Raw genomic sequence first — 17,311 nt, 5'->3', positions numbered from 1 at the left:
GCCGCGCGTCCCGCGCCCGCCGGATCTCTCACGATGCTCACATTTCAACAAGTCATTCTGAAGCTGCAGGAGTATTGGGATGCGCAGGGTTGCGCGCTGCTCCAGCCATACGACATGGAAGTCGGCGCCGGCACCTCGCATACCGCGACCTTCCTGCGCGCGATCGGCCCCGAGCCCTGGCGCGCCGCCTATGTCCAGCCCTCGCGCCGCCCCAAGGATGGCCGCTACGGTGAGAATCCGAACCGCATGCAGCACTACTACCAGTACCAGGTGGTGCTCAAGCCGGCGCCGGAGAACATCCTCGACCTCTATCTCGGCTCGCTGCGGGCGCTCGGCCTGGACCTGCAGCAGAACGACGTGCGCTTCGTCGAGGACGACTGGGAAAACCCGACCCTGGGCGCGTGGGGCCTGGGCTGGGAAGTCTGGCTCAACGGCATGGAAGTGACGCAGTTCACCTATTTCCAGCAGGTCGGCGGCCTCGACTGCAAGCCGGTGCTCGGCGAGATCACCTACGGCATCGAACGCCTGGCGATGTACCTGCAGGGCGTCGAGAATGTCTTCGACCTGGTCTGGACGGAGTGGGAAGAGAACGGCGTCACGCGCCGCCTCACCTATGGCGACGTGTTCCACCAGAACGAGGTCGAGCAGTCGACCTACAACTTCGAGCATTCGAATACCGAATTCCTGTTCTCCCTGTTCGGCAACTATGAAGCGGAAGCCAAGCGACTGATGGAAGTGCCGCTGGCCCTGCCCGCCTACGAGATGGTGCTCAAGGCCGCGCATACCTTCAACCTGCTGGACGCGCGCGGGGCGATCTCGGTGACCGAGCGCGCCGCCTACATCGGCCGCATCCGCAACCTGTCGCGCGCGGTGGCCCAGGCCTATTACGACTCGCGCGAGAAGCTCGGCTTCCCGATGTGCGGGGATACCCGCCGCGCCGCCTGACCGTCAATTCAACGCATTGCCCCATCCCGCGCCGGCGGGACCAAGAAAAACATGAACCAGACACTGTTAGTCGAACTGCTCACCGAAGAACTGCCGCCGAAGGCACTGGCGCGCTTGGGCGATGCTTTTGCCGCGGGCATCTTCAACGGCCTCAGGGCGCGCGATTTCGTCGAGGCCGACGCCGTCGCCACCGCCTATGCCAGCCCGCGCCGTCTCGCCGTCACCATCACGCGCGTGCGCGCCACCTCGCCCGACAAGTCGATCCGGGAGAAAGTCCTGCCGGTCTCGGTCGCCCTCGACAAGGACGGCAATCCGACCGCGCCGCTGGCCAAGAAACTCGCCGCGCTCGGCTTCCCCGACCTGACGCCCGCCGACCTCGAGCGCGCGCAGGACGGCAAGGCGGAAAGCTTCTTCTACACCTACACCGCACCCGGCGGCGCCCTCGGCAAGGGCCTGCAGGCGGCGCTCGAAGAAACCGTCGCCAGGCTGCCGATCCCCAAGGTGATGAGCTACCAGCGTCCCGACGGCGACACGGTGCAGTTCGTGCGTCCGGCGCACAAGCTGATCGCGCTGCACGGCGCCGAGGAAGTGCCGGTCGCGCTGCTCGGGCTGCAGGCCGGCCGCGTCACGCTCGGCCACCGCTTTCTGTCGACGGGCGACATCGCGATCGCCGATGCCGACAGCTACGCGCAGACGCTGGAGGTGCAGGGCAAGGTGATCGCTTCCGCGGCGGCGCGCAAGGAGCGCATCCGCGCCGCCCTGCTGGACAAGGCGGGCGACGACCGCGTGCTGATGCCTGAGAGCCTGCTCGACGAAGTCAGCGCCCTGGTGGAATGGCCGGTGGTCTACGCCTGCCGCTTCGAGGAAAGCTTCCTGGCCGTGCCGCAGGAATGCCTGATCCTCACCATGCAGACGAACCAGAAATATTTCGCGCTGACCGACGCGGCGGGCCGCCTGCGCTCGCGCTTCCTGATCGTCTCCAACCTCGAGACCCCGGACCCGCAGCACATCATCGGCGGCAACGAGCGCGTGGTGCGGCCGCGCCTGTCGGACGCCAAGTTCTTCTTCGAGCAGGACAAGAAGCGCAAGCTCGCCGACCGCGTGGCGGGACTGGCGAGCGTGGTCTATCACAACAAGCTGGGCACCCAGGCGCAGCGCACCGAGCGGGTGGCGGCACTGGCGGAAAAGATCGCCGCCGCGACCGGCGCCGATGCCGCGCTGGCCAGGCGCAGCGCGCAGCTGGCCAAGGCCGACCTGCTGACCGACATGGTGGGCGAGTTCCCCGAGCTGCAGGGGATCATGGGCACCTACTACGCCCGCCATGACGGGGAGCCGGAAGAAGTGGCGCTGGCCATTTCCGAACACTATCAGCCGCGCTTTGCCGGCGATGCCCTGCCCGCGACCGCGAGCGGCACCGCGACGGCGCTGGCCGACAAGCTCGAAACCCTGGTCGGGATCTGGGGCATCGGCCTGCAGCCGACCGGCGACAAGGACCCGTTCGCGCTGCGCCGGCATGCGCTCGGCGTGCTGCGCATGCTGGTCGAAAAGCGCCTGCCGCTGTCGCTGCGCGGCCTGCTGGCCGACACCGCGCAACTCTTCGCCGGCAATGCCAATTTCAAGGATGGCAGCGCCGAGCTGACCGAGTTCATCTACGACCGCCTGCGCGGCCTGCTGCGCGACCGCGGCTATGCGCAGAACGAGGTGGAAGCGGTGATCGCGCAGCAGCCCGACCGGCTCGACAACGTGATCGAACGCCTGGACGCGGTCAAGGCCTTCGCCGCGCTGCCGGAAGCGGAATCGCTCGCGGCGGCCAACAAGCGCATCACCAACATCCTGAAGAAGACCGAAGGCGTGCGCGCCGAGGTGCAGCAGACGCTGCTGCGGGAAGCCGCCGAACAGGGCCTGTATGCAGCCATGAACCGGCTGCGTCCGCAGGTCGACGCCGCTTTCGAAGGCGGCGACTACAGCGGCACCCTCAAGTCGCTGGCCGCACTGCGCAACGACGTCGATGCGTTCTTCAATGACGTGATGGTGATGGCCGAGGATGAGCAGCTGCGCAACAACCGGCTGGCATTGCTGTCGGGGCTGCACGGCATGATGAACCGGGTGGCCGACATCTCCAAGCTGGCGGCATAAGAGCGTGGTCCCGAAATTCATCATTCTCGATCGCGACGGCGTGATCAATCACGACTCCGACGAGTTCATCAAGTCGCCGGCGGAGTGGATTCCTATCCCCGGCTCGCTGGAAGCGATCGCGCGGCTGAACCAGGCGGGCTACCGCGTGGTCGTCGCCAGCAACCAGTCCGGCATCGCCCGCGGCCTGTTCAACATGGTCACGCTCAACGCCATCCACCAGAAGCTGCACGATGCGGCGCAGCGCGTCGGCGCCGACATCGACGCCATCTTCTTCTGCCCGCATGCGGCGGATGACAACTGCGACTGCCGCAAGCCCAAGCCGGGCATGCTGCAGGAGATCGGCAGGCGCTTCGACATCAGCCTCAAGGGCGTGCCCACCGTCGGCGACTCGCTGCGCGACCTGCAGGCCGGCTATGTGTGCGGCTGCACGCCGCACCTCGTCCGCACGGGCAAGGGCGAGCGGACCCTGGCCAAGGGCGGCCTGCCGCCCGGCACGCGGGTGCACGACCACCTCGCGGCATTCGTCGACGATCTTCTCGGCCGCAAGCCCGAGACCGCAAGCGCCGCCTGACGCCGCGCCCTCTTTTCTCCCGGAGCATTCATGTACAAGTTCGTCCTCTTCCTGCGCTCGCTGGTGTTCATGCTGCTGATGACGGTGGCGACCGTGATCTGGGCGCCGCTGTGCTTCCTGTTCGCGCCGCTGCCGTATCGCCAGCGCTATCACATGACGGTCTACTGGAACAAGTTCGTGATCTGGGCGGCCAAGGTGGTGTGCGGCATCCGCTACCAGGTCAAGGGCCGCGAAAACCTGCCGGATTCGCCGGCCATCCTGTTGTCCAAGCATCAGTCGGCCTGGGAAACCATTTTCTACTGCTTCAATTTCCCGCGTCCGCTGGTCTTCGTATTCAAGAAGGAGCTGACCTACATCCCCTTCTTCGGCTGGGGCATCGCGCTCTTGCGCATGATCCCGATCGATCGCAGCAAGACCAAGGACGCCTTTGCCCAGGTGGTGGAAGTCGGCCGCCGGCGGCTGGCCGACGGCCAGTGGGTGATCATGTTCCCCGAAGGGACCCGCTCGCTGGTCGGCAAGCAGGGCAAGTACAAGAGCGGCGGCACCCGTCTCGCGGTGGAGACCGGCGTGCCGGTCATTCCGGTCGCGATGAATGCCGGCGAATGCTGGCCCAAGAATTCCTTCATCAAGAAACCCGGCCTGATCACCGTCTCCATCGGCAAGCCGATCTCGTCGGCCGGCAGGCATCCGGCCGAGCTCATGCAGGAAGTCGAGAATTGGATAGAATCCGAGATGCGCCGCATTTCCAGCCCCGGCATCTATACCAACGACACCGCACCCCATGCCTTTGAAGCTGCTACGCCAGACTCCGCCTGACCCCCAGCAGCTCGCGCTGCAGCTCGATTTCTTTTCCGCGCCGCCGGCCTCGCAGCCGGCGGTCGACCAGCCGGCTCCGCGCCAGCAACAGCCATCCCCTCCCGACGCGCCGCAGGCCTTTCCTTCGACAGGCGGCGGGGACGCGGCGTCCGTGCGCAAGCGCCGCCTGCAGGTCGGCGAGCATCTGCTCGAGTACCGGCTGCTGCGTTCCAAGCGCCGCACCATCGGCTTCCTGATCGACGACGACGGCCTGCGCATCACGGCCCCGCGCTGGGTGACGGTGGCCGAGATCGAAAGCGCGATCCGGGAAAAGCAGCGGTGGATCTTCAGCAAGCTGACCGAGCGGCGCGAGCGCTCCGCCCGACGGCTGCAGCCGCAGATGCAATGGGTGGACGGCGCCACCCTGCCATATCTCGGCGCCGATCTCACGCTGCGCATCCTGTCCGCCCAGGGCAGCGGCATCGCGTGGTGCGCGGACAGCCGCCAGCTGACCGTGAGCCTGCCGCCCGACGCCGGCGAGCAGCAACTCAAGGACAGGGTGCAGGGCTGGCTGCAGGGCGAGGCCAGGCGCGTATTCGGCGAGCGTCTGCCGGTGTATGCGGACAAGCTGGGCGTGCGCTACCAGTCCTTCGCCCTGTCGTCTGCCACCACCCAGTGGGGCTCATGCACGGCGCAGGGCAGGATACGGCTGAACTGGCGCCTGATCCATTTCGCGCTGCCCCTGATCGACTATGTGATCGCGCACGAGCTGTCGCACCTGCGGGAGATGAACCACAGCCCGCGCTTCTGGGCGACGGTGCAATCGATCTTCCCGGAATTCGAGGCCGCGCGGCGGAGCCTGCGCGACAGCGGACCGGAAACCCTTCCCATCTTTTAAGGATTACCTCATGCGTATTCTGCACACCATGCTGCGCGTCGGCGACCTGCAGCGTTCCATCGATTTCTACACCCGCGTGCTCGGCATGAAACTGCTGCGCACCACCGACCGCCCCGAGCAGCAGTACTCGCTCGCGTTCGTCGGCTACGGCACCAATCCCGACCATGCGGAAATCGAACTGACCTACAACTACGGCGTCGACAAGTACGAACTCGGCACCGCCTATGGTCATATCGCGATCGCGGTGGACGACGCCTACAAGACCTGCGAGTCGGTCAAGACCATGGGCGGCAATGTCACCCGCGAAGCGGGACCGGTCAAGGGCGGCACGACCGTGATCGCATTCGTGCAGGACCCGGACGGGTACAAGATCGAGCTGATCGAGCGCAAGGGGGATTGAACGGAGGGCAGGCGTTTGTGATGGCGTGGCGGAGGTCGGGTTGGGTCACTCGCTGTGGTTCTTCATTCTTCGGACTGCCCGCGTTGGTGCCGGCACGGAGGCCGGCACTACCTGGTTGGCGGCGGCTCGCTGTGGTAGGGCCGGCGTCCCTGCCGGTCTCGCGCAGGTGGCTTCAATCGCTGCGGTTCTTCATTCTTCGGACGGCCGGCGTTGGTGCCGGCACGGAGGCTGGCACTACCTGGTTGGCGGCGGCGCGCTGTGGTAGGGCCGGCGTCCCTGCCGGCCTGGCGGAGGTGGCGTCAATGGCTGCGGTTATTCATTCTTCGGGCGGCCGGCGCTGGTGCCGGCACGGCGGCCTGCTCTACCGCCGCAGAAGATTCGCCAGCGCCACGAATCCCTCCACCGGCACCGCCTCCGGCCGCGCCTGCGGATCGACGCCGGCGTCGATCAGCTGCTGCTCGCTGAACATCCCCGACAGGCAGTTGCGGATCACCTTGCGGCGCTGGGAAAACGCCTGCGTCACCACTTTTTCCAGCAGCGCCACGTCGCAGTCCAGGGGCTGAGGCAGCGGGATCATCCGCACGATGGCCGAATCGACCGACGGCGGCGGGTCGAAGGCGGAAGGCGGCACGACGAACAGCAGCTCCATGTAGTAGCGCCACTGCAGCATCACCGACAACCGGCCGAAGGCCTTGCTGCCCGGCTCCGCCACCATCCGCTCCACCACTTCCTTCTGCAGCATGAAATGCTGGTCCTGCACCTGCGGCGCGATCTGCGCGAGGTGGAACAGCAGCGGGCTGGAGATGTTGTAGGGCAGGTTGCCGACCACGCGCAGCTTGCCGCCCTCCGCTACCGGGATGCTGCCGAAATCGAACTGCAGCGCGTCGCCCTCGTGGACGACGAGGCGCTCCGGGTCGAAGGCCTTCTTCAGCCTGGCGACGAGGTCGCGGTCGAGTTCGACCACATGCAGGCGGCGCACCGACTCCAGCAGCAGGCGCGTCATCGCGGCCAGGCCGGGGCCGATCTCGACCATGCTGTCGTCGGGGCGCGGATCGATGGCGCGGATGATGTCGTGCAGGACGCCGTCGTCGGTCAGGAAGTTCTGGCCGAAGCGCTTGCGTGGGATGTGTTTCATGTCATTGTCTTTTCGAGGCCAGCGCCATCGCCGCCGCCTGCCGGAGCGCTTCCCGCATGCTGCCGTCGTCGGCGTGGCCGAGGCCGGCGGCCGCGAGGTCGAGCGCGGTGCCGTGGTCGACGGAGGTGCGGATGATCGGCAGGCCGAGCGTGATGTTGACGCCGCGGCCGAAGCTCGCATGCTTGAGCACGGGCAGGCCCTGGTCGTGATACATGGCCAGCACGCAGTCGGCGTCGTCCAGGTAGCGCGGCTGGAACAGGGTGTCGGCGGGATAGGGGCCGCGCGCGTCGATGCCGCGGGTCCGGGCGGCTTCCAGCGCCGGCGTGATGATGTCGATTTCCTCGCGCCCGAGGTAGCCGCCCTCCCCCGCGTGTGGATTGAGGCCGGTGACGAGGATGCGGGGATTCGGCAAGCCGAACTTGCGCCGCAGGTCGGCATCGAGGATATCGAGAACGCGCGACAGGCCATCGACGCTGATGGCAGCGGCCACGTCCCTGAGCGGCAGATGGGTGGTCGCCAGCGCAACGCGCAGCAAGGGTTCTCCGCCCGCCAGCATCATCACCACCTGCCGGGTGCCGGTCTGCTGCGCGAGGTATTCGGTATGGCCGGTGAAGGCCACGCCGGCATCGTTGATCGTGCTCTTCTGCAGCGGAGCGGTGACGACGGCGTCGAAGGTCTTCTGCCCGGCGCCGCGTATCGCCACATCCAGCGTCTGCAGTACGGCCCGTCCGTTGCGCGGGTCGAGGCGGCCCGCGACCGCGGGCTCGGCCAGCGGGCAGTCGATGACTGCCAGGGCATTGGCGCCGAGCTGCGGCAGGCCGCTGTTGCGCAAGGCCTGCGTGGACAGCGCGATCAGGCGGATGTCCGGATCGATGGCCGATGCGATGGACGCCAGCAGCGCGGCGTCGCCGATCAGTACGCTGTTGATCTCGCCGCGCAGCGCCCAGGCGGCGCGAATGGAGATTTCGTAGCCGATGCCCGCCGGCTCGCCACAGGTTACGGCCAGGGTCGGCCTGTGCATGGCGTCAGCCCGCGTTGTCGAAGCGGTATTCGACGTAGGCGCGGTCTCGCAGCTGGCGCAGCCATTCCTGGGTCGCCTCTTCCAGCTTGCGCTCGCGGATCGCCTGGCGGGCGATCAGTCGGCGGCGCTCGGCGGAGACGTCATCCGTCTTGCGCTCCTGGACCTGTATCAGGTGATACCCGAACGGCGACTCGATCGGTTCGCTGACTTCGCCCGGCTTGAGCGCGTTCATCGCGCGCTCGAACTCCGGCACGGTATCGCCCGGGTAGACCCAGCCGAGATCGCCGCCGCGCGAGGCGGACAGGTCGTTGGAGTACAGCTTGGCCAGGTCTTCGAACTTGGCGGCGTTGTTGTCCAGGCGCTGCTTGATGTCGTTGAGCTTGCGGCGGGCTTCGTCGGGCGTGACGATCTGATTGACCTTGATCAGGATGTGGCGCACCTTGGTCTGCTGCACGCTGGCCGTGGCCGCCGTGCCGCCCTTCATCACGCTGGCGGTACGCTGGCCGCCGAGCTTGACGATATGGAAAGCGCTGGCGCTCTTGATCACCGGCGAGATCTCGCCCTCCTTCATGCCGCCGACCGTGTCGACGAACAGCTGCGGCAGCCGCTCCGGCGTGCGCCAGCCGAGTTCGCCGCCGGACAGCGCGTCGGTGGCGTCGGAGTAGGTCGCCGCCAGCTTGGCGAAATCGCCGCCCGCCTTGAGCTGCTGCAGCACGTTCTCGGCCCGCGCGCGGCGTTCGGCGATCTGCTCGGCGCTCGCGTTTTCCGGAATGCGCACCAGGATGTGGGAGACGTTGAATTCCTTCTGGTCGGCCGCGGCGCCCTTTTCGGCGGCGAGATAGTTGTCGACCTCGGATTCGGTGATCTGGATCTTGTTGTCGACTTCGCGCTCGCGCAGGCGCTGCATGATGATTTCTTCCCGGATGTCCTCGCGGAAGCGGGCATAGGGGATGCCTTCGCGCTCCAGCTCGGCCCGGAACTGCTGCATGCTCAGGCGGTTCTGTTCGGCGATGCGGGCAACCGCCCGGTCGAGCATGGTGTCGTCGACGCGGATGCCGCTTTCCTTGGCCAGCTGCAGCTGGGCGCGGTCGACGATCATGCGCTCAAGCAGCTGGCGCTGGAATTCCTGCTGGGGCGGCAGCGCGATGTTCTGCGCGCGCATGCGCCGCTCCACGGTGCGCAGGCGCTCGAGCAGCTCCTGGCGGGTGATCACTTCGTTGTTGACGACGGCGATGATCGAATCGGCGAGATAGATGCGCGGCGCGGCGGCGGGGCGAGGCGCCGGCGCGGCGCCCGGCGCGTACTGGGCCGAGGCCTGCTGCACCGACCCGGCCAGTGCCATGGCAACCGCGAGCGCCATGGCGGCGCGGCGGCGGGTGACGGGGCGCGGAAACTGAGTTGTCATCATGATCATCGTGCTTCGTTAGGGATTGCTCGGTTGATTGACGAGATGGTAGCCCGGGATGTTCAGGCGCAGCGCGTCAAGCGGATTGGAACCCAGCTTGGTCAGGCCGTTCAACTCCAGCTGGAAGAAAATCGAGGAGTTGGCCCGTTCGGACGAGGTCGGCGTGCGCTGGCCGACCACGCGCAGCACCCAGCAGTCGGCCATGTATTCGACCCCGAACAGCCCCTCCGCCACCTTGCGGTCCGGCAGGGAGTAATTCACGCGGGCCACGCCGTACCAGCGCCGCGCCAGCGGCCACTGGCCCGACACATCGACCTGCTCCAGGTCGTTGATGCGGTCGCGGCGGTAACGCAGGTTCAGCACTTTCTTGGGCTCCGGCGCCCACTGCACGCCGTAGTTGGCATGGCTGACCGAATTGTTGGACTGGCTGTACTGCAGATTGCCGTCGATGCTGATCTGCGGGGTGATGCGGCCGAATGCCAGCAGCAGCAGGTCGGAGCGGCTGTTGTCGCTGACGCCGCGGAAGCTCACCCGCTGGTCGTTGAAATAGTAGCGCTGGCCGACCGCGAAACGCAGCCGCTCGACGCCGCTCTGCTCGATATAGCGGGAGACCAGCGCGGCGGTGAGCTGGTTGGCGTCGCTGATGCGGTCATAGCCGATGAAGCGGTTTTCGCTGAACAGCTGGGCGAAGCTGAGGTCTGCCTCGGCGCTGTCGAACACCGGGAACGCGGTCTGGTCGCGGTACGGCGTGTACACGTAGAACAGGCGGGGTTCCAGGGTCTGGACCATCGGCGTACCGAGGAAGCTGGTGTCGCGCTCGAACACCATGCCGCTGTCGAGCGAGAAGGTCGGCAGCGTGCGGTCGAGCGAATCCCGCGCGCCGGGCGCGGTATTGGTCAGGCTGTAGGACGTGTAATGGACGCCGACCTTGGGCGTGATGAAATAGCCCGGTTGGATGATCGGATAGGCGATGCGTGGATTGAGCATGTAGCGGTCGCCGCGCACCAGGTCCGGATGGTAGAAGCGGGTGAATTCCGAATCCGCGTTCCAGTCGAAGCCGGCGATGTCCTGCTGGCCCGAGGTGAAGGTCACCTGCGGCAGGCGGTCATAGGGCCGGGCGATCGGCGCGTTGACGTCCTGCAGCAGCTGATAATTCGATGCCCGGGCCGTCACGTTCCAGAACGACCGGCCGTAAGACAGCGCCACGTCGCGCGGCAGCAGGCGTTCCCGGCTGCTGGTGATGGTGCTGGAAAAATCGTCCGGGTACTCGTTGTCCGAGGCGTGATTCAGATTCCAGGTAAGCCCGAGGCCCGGGGCGAGCGCCTGCGTATGGGTGGAACTCAGCGCGTACCGGTCCCTGCCCGCCTCGCGGTCGCTCGGCAGATACTCGAGACGCGTGATGCCGGAGAAGGTCTCGCCCAGGTAGCGCCCCTCGGCCCCGAGCTGCATGCCGCGGCGGCTGTAGATCTTGGGGAAGAGCGTGAGGTCGCGGTTGGGCGCGATGTTGAAGTAATACGGCACCATCAGCTCGAAGCCGCCCTTGCTGGTGGCGCCGATGGTCGGCGGCAGCACCCCGCTCTTGCGCGCCTCGGACAGGGGGAAGGACATCGCCGGCGCGGCCAGGATCGGCACATCCTTGAAGTACAGCAGCGCGCTGCGGGCGAGGCCTTCGTCGCGGTCGCCGTCCAGGCTGAGGCGCCCCGCCTTCAGGTACCAGTCGGGGTCGGGGCCTTCGCAGGTGCTGTAGGTGCCTTCGGAGACTTCGGCCTGGTTCTCGCCGAGGAAATCGATGCGCTCGGCATTGCCCTGGGCGTTGTTGAGCTGCAGCCGGTAGGTCGGGTTGGTGACGTAGCCTTCCTGCGCCTCCATCTTGAAGCGCAGCTCGTCACCGGTATAGGTGTCGCCGAAGCGGCGCATCGTCACGTTGCCCTGCGCCTCGACCTCGTCCTCGACCACCCGGTAGGTCGCGCGGTCGGCGTTGAGGGTGGTCGGGCCGCGGATGATCTCGACATCGCGCTCGAGGATGACTTCGCGGTCGGGACGGCCGCTCATCTGCTCGGCGCTGATGTTGGCCGGCAGATCCTTCTCCTCCGCGGAACGATTCGGCGGGGTCTGTGCCGAAGCAAGTGCCGGCACCGATGCGGCGGCGGCCATGGCGGCGATCAAGCGGAGCAGACGTTGCGAGGGTGGAAATGCCGGATGCCGTTTCATGAAAAGGAGGATCTGCGAGCGCTTTTTTGAAATGAATCCCTTATTATATGGGAACTCCCTTCTGTTCAATCCCCCAAGAACGTTTCATGTCCGTAAATACCTCCTCCGATCCCCGTCTCGCTCAATTGCAGGAATGGCTGTCCGCCGTCGCCGAACCCCGGGTGGTTCCGGCCACGCTGCGCCCGGCCTCGTCCGACGCCAGCTTCCGCCGCTACTTCCGCATCGACGGCGAGGACGGCGCGACCTGCATCGCGATGGATGCGCCGCCGCCGCAAGAGGATGTCCGACCCTTCATCCACGTGGCCGAACTGTTCGGCGCGACGGGCGCCTCGGTGCCGAAAATCCTGGCGCGCGACGTCGAGCGCGGCTTCCTGCTGCTGTCCGACCTCGGCAACGCCACCTATCTGCAGCAGCTCTCGCCGGACACCGCGCACAAGCTCTACCTCGACGCCATCGACGCGCTGGTGCTGATCCAGGCCCAGAGCAAGCCGGGCGTGCTGCCTGAATACGACCGCGCGCTGCTGCACCGCGAGTTGATGCTGTTCCCCGACTGGTACGTCGGCAAGCATCTCGGCGTCACGCTCAGCGACAAGCAGACCGCCTCCCTGAACAAGGTCTTCGACACCCTGCTCGCCAACAATCTCGCGCAGCCGCAGGTCTTCGTGCACCGGGATTATCATTCCCGCAACCTGATGGTGCTCGGCGCCGGCAATCCCGGCATCCTGGATTTCCAGGACGCTGTCTACGGCCCGATCACCTATGACCTGGTATCGCTGCTGCGCGACGCCTACATACAGTGGGACGAGGAAATGGTGCTCGACTGGGCGATCCGCTACTGGGAGCGCGCCCGCCGCGCCGGCCTGCCGGTCAGCCACGATGTCGACGCCTTCTACCGCGACTTCGAATTCATGGGCCTGCAGCGTCACCTGAAGGTGCTGGGCATCTTCGCGCGCCTGTACCACCGCGACGGCAAGGACGGCTACCTGAAGGACCTGCCGCTGGTGATGGAATACACGCGAAAGGCCGCCGGCCGCTACAAGGCGCTCTCGCCCCTGATCCAGCTCCTCGACGAACTGGAGGACAATACACCGAGCACGGGCTACACCTTCTGACCTCTGCCACCTGACCTCTGAAAATGAAAGCGATGATTTTCGCCGCCGGCCGCGGCGAGCGCATGCGGCCGCTGACCGACACCTGCCCCAAGCCCCTGCTGCAGGTGCGCGGGCGGCCGCTCATCCTCTGGCATGTGCTCAACCTGGTGCGCGCGGGCATCGATGAAATCGTGATCAACCATGCCCACCTCGGGCACATGATCGAGGAGTCGCTCGGCGACGGATCGCGCTACGGCGCGCGCATCGCCTACTCGGCCGAAGGTACGGCGCTCGAGACCGCGGGCGGCATCGCACGCGCGCGCCACCTGCTCGGCGACGAGCCCTTCGTGGCGGTGGCCGCCGACATCTACTGCCCGCATTTCGACTTCGCCCAGGCGCTCGACGCGCTGCAGGACAATGACGTGTGGGGCAACCCGCATGCGCGTGACAAGCGCGACGTGGCCTGGCTGTGGCTGGTGAAGAATCCCGCGCACAACCCCCTCGGCGATTTCGCGCTCAATAGTTACTCCATCGCCAACGAGGGAGAGCCGCGCTACACCTTCTCCGGCATCGGGGTATACCGGCCGGAGATGTTCGACGCCATCGAGGCCGGCCAGACCGCGAAGCTCGCGCCGATCCTGCGCGAGTACGCAGCGCGCGGCCAGGTCGGCGGCGAGGTCTGGCGCGGCGACTGGACCGATGTCGGCACGCCGGAACGGCTGGCGCAACTGAACGCTTGAAAGGGACGGACAACATGAAATCCTATGCAGCCCGGCGCGCGGCGCTGATCGCGCAGATGCAGGCCAAAGGCGGCGGCGTCGCCATCATCCCCACCGCGCGCGAAGTCATGCGCAACCGCGATGCCGACTATCCGTACCGGCATGACAGCTATTTCTACTACCTCTCCGGCTTCACCGAGCCCGAGGCGGTAATCGTGCTGGTCGCCGGCAAGCAGAACCGGTCCATCCTGTTCTGCCGGGAGAAGAACCTCGAGCGCGAGATCTGGGACGGCTACCGCTACGGTCCCGAGGCCGCGCGCGAAGCCTTCGGCTTCGACCTCGCCTTCCCGGTGACCTCGCTGGCGGCGGAAATGCCGAAGCTGCTCGCCAACGCCCCGGCCCTGTTCTATGCGCTCGGCAGCGACAGCCGGCTCGACGAGCAGGTGCAGGACTGGCTGCGGGACGTGCGCATGCAGGCCCGCGCCGGCGTCGCCGCGCCCTCCGCGGTGCATGACGTGCAGGTGCTGCTGGATGAAATGCGGCTGATCAAGGATGCCGACGAGGTCGCGATCATGAAGCGGGCCGCCGCCATCTCGGCCGCCGCCCACCGTCGCGCGATGCAGGCGGTACGGCCCGGCCTGCGCGAGTACCACCTCGAAGCCGAACTGCTGCATGAATTCCGCCGCAACGGCTCGCAGTTCCCGGCCTACGGCTCGATCGTGGCGACCGGCGCCAATGCCTGCGTGCTGCATTACCGTGCGAGCGACGCCGAAATCCGCGACGGCGACCTGGTGCTGATCGACGCCGGCTGCGAACTCGACAGCTATGCCTCCGACATCACCCGCACCTTTCCCGCCAATGGCCGCTTCTCCGGCCCGCAAAAGGCGCTCTATGAAATCGTGCTCGCCTCCCAGCAGGCCGCGATCGCCGAGACCGCGCCCGGCAAGCGCTTCATGGACGGCCACGACGCCGCGGTGCGGGTGCTCGCGCAGGGCATGCTCGACACCAGCCTGCTCGACAAGGACAAGGTCGGCAGCCTTGACGACGTGATCGAGAAAGGCGCCTACCGCCAGTTCTACATGCATCGCACCGGCCACTGGCTGGGCATGGACGTGCACGACGTCGGCGAATATCGCGAAGCCGCCGGGGGCGACGGCGAAAAACCCTGGCGCAGGCTGCAACCGGGCATGGTGCTGACCATCGAACCGGGCATCTACGTCCGTCCGGAACCCGGCGTGCCGGAGCAGTTCTGGAACATCGGCATCCGCATCGAGGACGACGCGGTGGTCACCGCCGACGGCTGCGACATCATCACCGCCGACGCGCCCAAGACCGTCGCCGACATCGAAGCGCTGATGAAGCAGTGAGCGCCATGCAGTCCGGACATTACGACATCGTCATCTGCGGCGCCGGCCCGGTGGGCATGGCGCTGGCGCTGCTGCTGACCGCGCGCGGCGCCGATCCCGCGCGCATCGCGCTGGTCGATGCAAAGACCGTGGACCAGGTGCGCGACGATCCGCGTTCGATCGCGCTCTCCTGGGGCAGCCGCCAGATTCTCGACGAGATCGGCTGCTGGCCGGTCGCCTGCGATCCCATCCATGAAATCCACGTCTCCCGCCGCGGCCACTTCGGCCGCACGCTCATCGGACGCGAGGATTACGGCGTCGAGGCGCTCGGCTATGTCGCCCGCTACGGTACCGTGGTATCCGCGCTCGCGGCGGCCGCCGGCAAGTGCGGCATCGTCAGCCTGCGTCCGGCGCACGCGACCTCGCTGCAGGAGCGCGAGAACGACGTCGAGCTGCGCTTCGCCGACGGCGGCGCGGTGAGCTGCGCATTGCTGGCGCAGGCCGAAGGCGGCGTCTTCACCGAACAGGATCCGCGTGCCCGGCGGCGCGATTATGAACAGACCGCGCTGATCGCCCACGTGACGGCGAGCGCGCCGGTGCCGCACCGCGCATTCGAGCGCTTCACCGACGAAGGACCGCTGGCGCTGCTGCCCCAGGACGACGGTTATGCGCTGGTGTGGTGCGCGCGCCCGGACACCGCCTCGCGGCTGCAAGGCTTGTCCGACGCGGAATTCCTGCAGCAGCTGGAACATGCCTTCGGCGGCAGGCTCGGCCGCTTCACCGGCGTCTCGGCGCGCAACGCGTATCCGCTCGGGCTGAATGCGCATGAGGTGCTGACCCGCCGCACGGTCGCCATCGGCAATGCGGCGCAAACCCTGCATCCGGTCGCGGGCCAGGGTCTCAATCTCGGCCTGCGCGATGCGGCGGTGCTCGCGCGCCTGCTGGGGCCGGAAGCGACGCCCGAGCGGCTCGGCCGTTTCGGCGCGGCCCGTCGGGCGGACCGCGGCCTCACCATCCGCCTGACGGACACGCTGGCCCGCATCTTCGCCACATCGCCCGCCGGCTCGCCCTCGCAGACAGCCCTCGGCCTGTCGCTGGCACTGCTCGACGGTTTCAAGCCGGCGCAGCGGCTGCTCGCCGACCACATGATGTACGGCCTGCGCCAATAAAAAAAGCCGCGCGTCGGCGCGGCTTCCTTCGGCTCTGGTGGATCAGGCCGTCGCCTTCAGCGCCACCAGCACCTCGTCCAGCATCTTCTTCGCGTCGCCGAACAGCATCCGGTTGTTCTCCTTGTAGAACAGCGGATTGTCGACGCCCGCGTAGCCGGAGGCCATGCTGCGCTTCATCACGATCGAGGTCTTGGACTTCCAGACCTCGAGCACCGGCATGCCGGCGATCGGGCTGGTCGGATCCTCGGCGGCGGACGGATTGACGATGTCGTTCGCGCCGATCACCATCGAGACGTCGCAGTCGGGGAAATCCTCGTTGATCTCGTCCATCTCCATCACGATGTCGTAGGGCACCTTGGCCTCGGCCAGCAGCACGTTCATGTGGCCGGGCATGCGGCCGGCGACCGGGTGGATCGCAAAGCGCACGTTGACGCCCTTCTCGCGCAGCAGCCTGGTGATCTCGTACACCGTGTGCTGGGCCTGCGCGACGGCCATGCCGTAGCCCGGGACGATGATCACGTTCCTCGCTTCGCGCAGCAGTTCGGCGGTTTCGCCGGCCGTCACCGGCATCACTTCGCCCGCGGGCTGGGCGGCTTCGCCCTTGGCCGCCGGCTTGCCGCTCTCGGCGCCGAAGCCGCCGGCGATCACGCTGATGAAGTTGCGGTTCATCGCCCGGCACATGATGTAGGACAGGATCGCGCCGCTGGAGCCCACCAGCGCGCCGGTCACGATCAGCAGGTCGTTGGACAGCATGAAGCCGGTCGCCGCCGCCGCCCAGCCGGAGTAGCTGTTGAGCATGGACACCACCACCGGCATGTCGGCGCCCCCGATGGCCATCACCATGTGGATGCCGAACAGCAGCGCGATCACCGTCATCACCGCCAGCGGCAGCATGCCTTCCTGGATGCTGTGCGAGCGCAGGAACTGCACGCCGAACCAGATCACCACCAGCAGGCCGGCGAGATTGAGCAGATGCCGCCCCGGCAGCAGCAGCGGCTTGCCGCCGATGCGGCCCGACAGCTTGCCGAATGCGATGATGGATCCGGAGAAGGTCACCGCGCCGATCAGCACGCCGATATAGATCTCGGCTTCATGGATAGCCTTTTCCGCGCCCTGGAAGTTGGCCGATGCCGCCGGGTCGATATAGCTGGCATAACCCACCAGCGTGGCGGCCAGGCCGACCAGGCTGTGCATCAGCGCCACCAGTTCCGGCATCTGGGTCATCTGCACCACGCGCGCGGCATACAGGCCGATGGCCGCGCCGACGACCATCGCGCCGATGATCCAGGGGATGCCGATCGAGGTGACGGAAGGACCGAACACGGTGGCCAGCACCGCCAGCGCCATGCCGATCATGCCGTACAGGTTGCCGCGCCGCGCGGATTCGGGATGCGACAGCCCGCCGAGGCTGAGGATGAACAGGATGATCGCCCCGATGTAGGCGACCGTTGTGAGACTTGCAGTCATTA

At 67.0% G+C, this 17,311-nt stretch carries 15 protein-coding genes; 10 read left to right on the top strand and 5 right to left on the bottom strand.

All coding sequences use genetic code 11. From position 1 onward, the window contains the following. The first annotated feature begins 33 nt into the window (after positions 1-33). From glyQ to gloA, 6 genes are read left to right on the top strand one after another with little or no spacing between them, the layout of a single operon-like run. Positions 34-945: a glycine--tRNA ligase subunit alpha gene (glyQ, locus tag NCCP691_RS15230; RefSeq protein ID WP_220809407.1), complete on the top strand. Its 912-nt coding sequence runs from the start codon at positions 34-36 to the stop codon at positions 943-945. Positions 946-996: 51 nt separating this feature from the next. After that, complete coding sequence (glyS, locus tag NCCP691_RS15225; RefSeq protein WP_220809406.1) at positions 997-3,081, top strand: glycine--tRNA ligase subunit beta; 2,085 nt, start codon at positions 997-999, stop codon at positions 3,079-3,081. A 4-nt stretch (positions 3,082-3,085) separates the two neighbouring features. After that, positions 3,086-3,652, top strand: coding sequence for a D-glycero-beta-D-manno-heptose 1,7-bisphosphate 7-phosphatase (gene gmhB, locus NCCP691_RS15220; RefSeq protein ID WP_220809405.1), 567 nt, complete (start codon positions 3,086-3,088; stop codon positions 3,650-3,652). Between the two features lie 30 nt (positions 3,653-3,682). After that, positions 3,683-4,468, top strand: coding sequence for a lysophospholipid acyltransferase family protein (locus NCCP691_RS15215; RefSeq protein WP_220809404.1), 786 nt, complete (start codon positions 3,683-3,685; stop codon positions 4,466-4,468). After that, positions 4,440-5,345, top strand: coding sequence for a M48 family metallopeptidase (locus tag NCCP691_RS15210; RefSeq protein WP_220809438.1), 906 nt, complete (start codon positions 4,440-4,442; stop codon positions 5,343-5,345). The genes NCCP691_RS15215 and NCCP691_RS15210 overlap by 29 nt, the downstream gene beginning before the upstream one ends. A 10-nt stretch (positions 5,346-5,355) precedes the next feature. Next, the gene (gene gloA, locus NCCP691_RS15205) at positions 5,356-5,745 is read left to right on the top strand and encodes a lactoylglutathione lyase (RefSeq protein ID WP_220809403.1); all 390 of its coding nucleotides are present in this window, start codon (positions 5,356-5,358) and stop codon (positions 5,743-5,745) included. A 361-nt stretch (positions 5,746-6,106) separates the two neighbouring features. Here gloA and rsmA read toward each other — a convergent pair whose 3' ends face one another. The 4 genes from rsmA to NCCP691_RS15185 are packed head-to-tail and all read right to left on the bottom strand — an operon-like array spanning position 6,107 to position 11,460. Then, complete coding sequence (rsmA, locus tag NCCP691_RS15200; protein WP_220809402.1) at positions 6,107-6,880, bottom strand: 16S rRNA (adenine(1518)-N(6)/adenine(1519)-N(6))-dimethyltransferase RsmA; 774 nt, start codon at positions 6,878-6,880, stop codon at positions 6,107-6,109. A gap of 1 nt (position 6,881) precedes the next feature. Next, entirely contained in the window at positions 6,882-7,901 is a 1,020-nt protein-coding gene (pdxA, locus tag NCCP691_RS15195; RefSeq protein ID WP_220809401.1) for a 4-hydroxythreonine-4-phosphate dehydrogenase PdxA, read from the bottom strand. Between the two features lie 4 nt (positions 7,902-7,905). Beyond that, positions 7,906-9,306, bottom strand: coding sequence for a peptidylprolyl isomerase (locus NCCP691_RS15190; RefSeq protein ID WP_373870364.1), 1,401 nt, complete (start codon positions 9,304-9,306; stop codon positions 7,906-7,908). Between the two features lie 18 nt (positions 9,307-9,324). Then, positions 9,325-11,460, bottom strand: a complete 2,136-nt coding sequence (locus NCCP691_RS15185) for an LPS-assembly protein LptD (protein ID WP_220809399.1) — start codon at positions 11,458-11,460, stop codon at positions 9,325-9,327. A 143-nt stretch (positions 11,461-11,603) separates the two neighbouring features. On the opposite strand from NCCP691_RS15185, the gene NCCP691_RS15180 reads away from it, so the two are divergent. The 4 genes from NCCP691_RS15180 to NCCP691_RS15165 are packed head-to-tail and all read left to right on the top strand — an operon-like array spanning position 11,604 to position 15,842. After that, positions 11,604-12,629 carry an aminoglycoside phosphotransferase family protein gene (locus tag NCCP691_RS15180; RefSeq protein ID WP_220809398.1) on the top strand — a complete coding sequence of 342 codons (1,026 nt, stop codon included), beginning with the start codon at positions 11,604-11,606 and terminating at the stop codon, positions 12,627-12,629. 23 nt (positions 12,630-12,652) lie between these two features. Next, the gene (gene murU, locus NCCP691_RS15175; RefSeq protein WP_220809397.1) at positions 12,653-13,348 is read left to right on the top strand and encodes an N-acetylmuramate alpha-1-phosphate uridylyltransferase MurU; all 696 of its coding nucleotides are present in this window, start codon (positions 12,653-12,655) and stop codon (positions 13,346-13,348) included. A gap of 14 nt (positions 13,349-13,362) precedes the next feature. Continuing rightward, positions 13,363-14,694 (top strand): Xaa-Pro aminopeptidase, encoded by a 1,332-nt coding sequence (gene pepP / locus NCCP691_RS15170; RefSeq protein WP_220809396.1) that lies wholly within the window; start codon positions 13,363-13,365, stop codon positions 14,692-14,694. A gap of 5 nt (positions 14,695-14,699) precedes the next feature. Next, the gene (locus tag NCCP691_RS15165; RefSeq protein ID WP_220809395.1) at positions 14,700-15,842 is read left to right on the top strand and encodes an FAD-dependent monooxygenase; all 1,143 of its coding nucleotides are present in this window, start codon (positions 14,700-14,702) and stop codon (positions 15,840-15,842) included. A 42-nt stretch (positions 15,843-15,884) separates the two neighbouring features. Here NCCP691_RS15165 and pntB read toward each other — a convergent pair whose 3' ends face one another. After that, the gene (pntB, locus tag NCCP691_RS15160) at positions 15,885-17,309 is read right to left on the bottom strand and encodes a Re/Si-specific NAD(P)(+) transhydrogenase subunit beta (protein ID WP_220809394.1); all 1,425 of its coding nucleotides are present in this window, start codon (positions 17,307-17,309) and stop codon (positions 15,885-15,887) included. Positions 17,310-17,311 lie beyond the last annotated feature (2 nt).

This window comes from Noviherbaspirillum aridicola, assembly GCF_019656455.1.
Taxonomy (GTDB): Bacteria; Pseudomonadota; Gammaproteobacteria; order Burkholderiales; family Burkholderiaceae_D; genus Noviherbaspirillum; species Noviherbaspirillum aridicola.
This window is presented reverse-complemented; position numbering and strand designations above follow the sequence as displayed.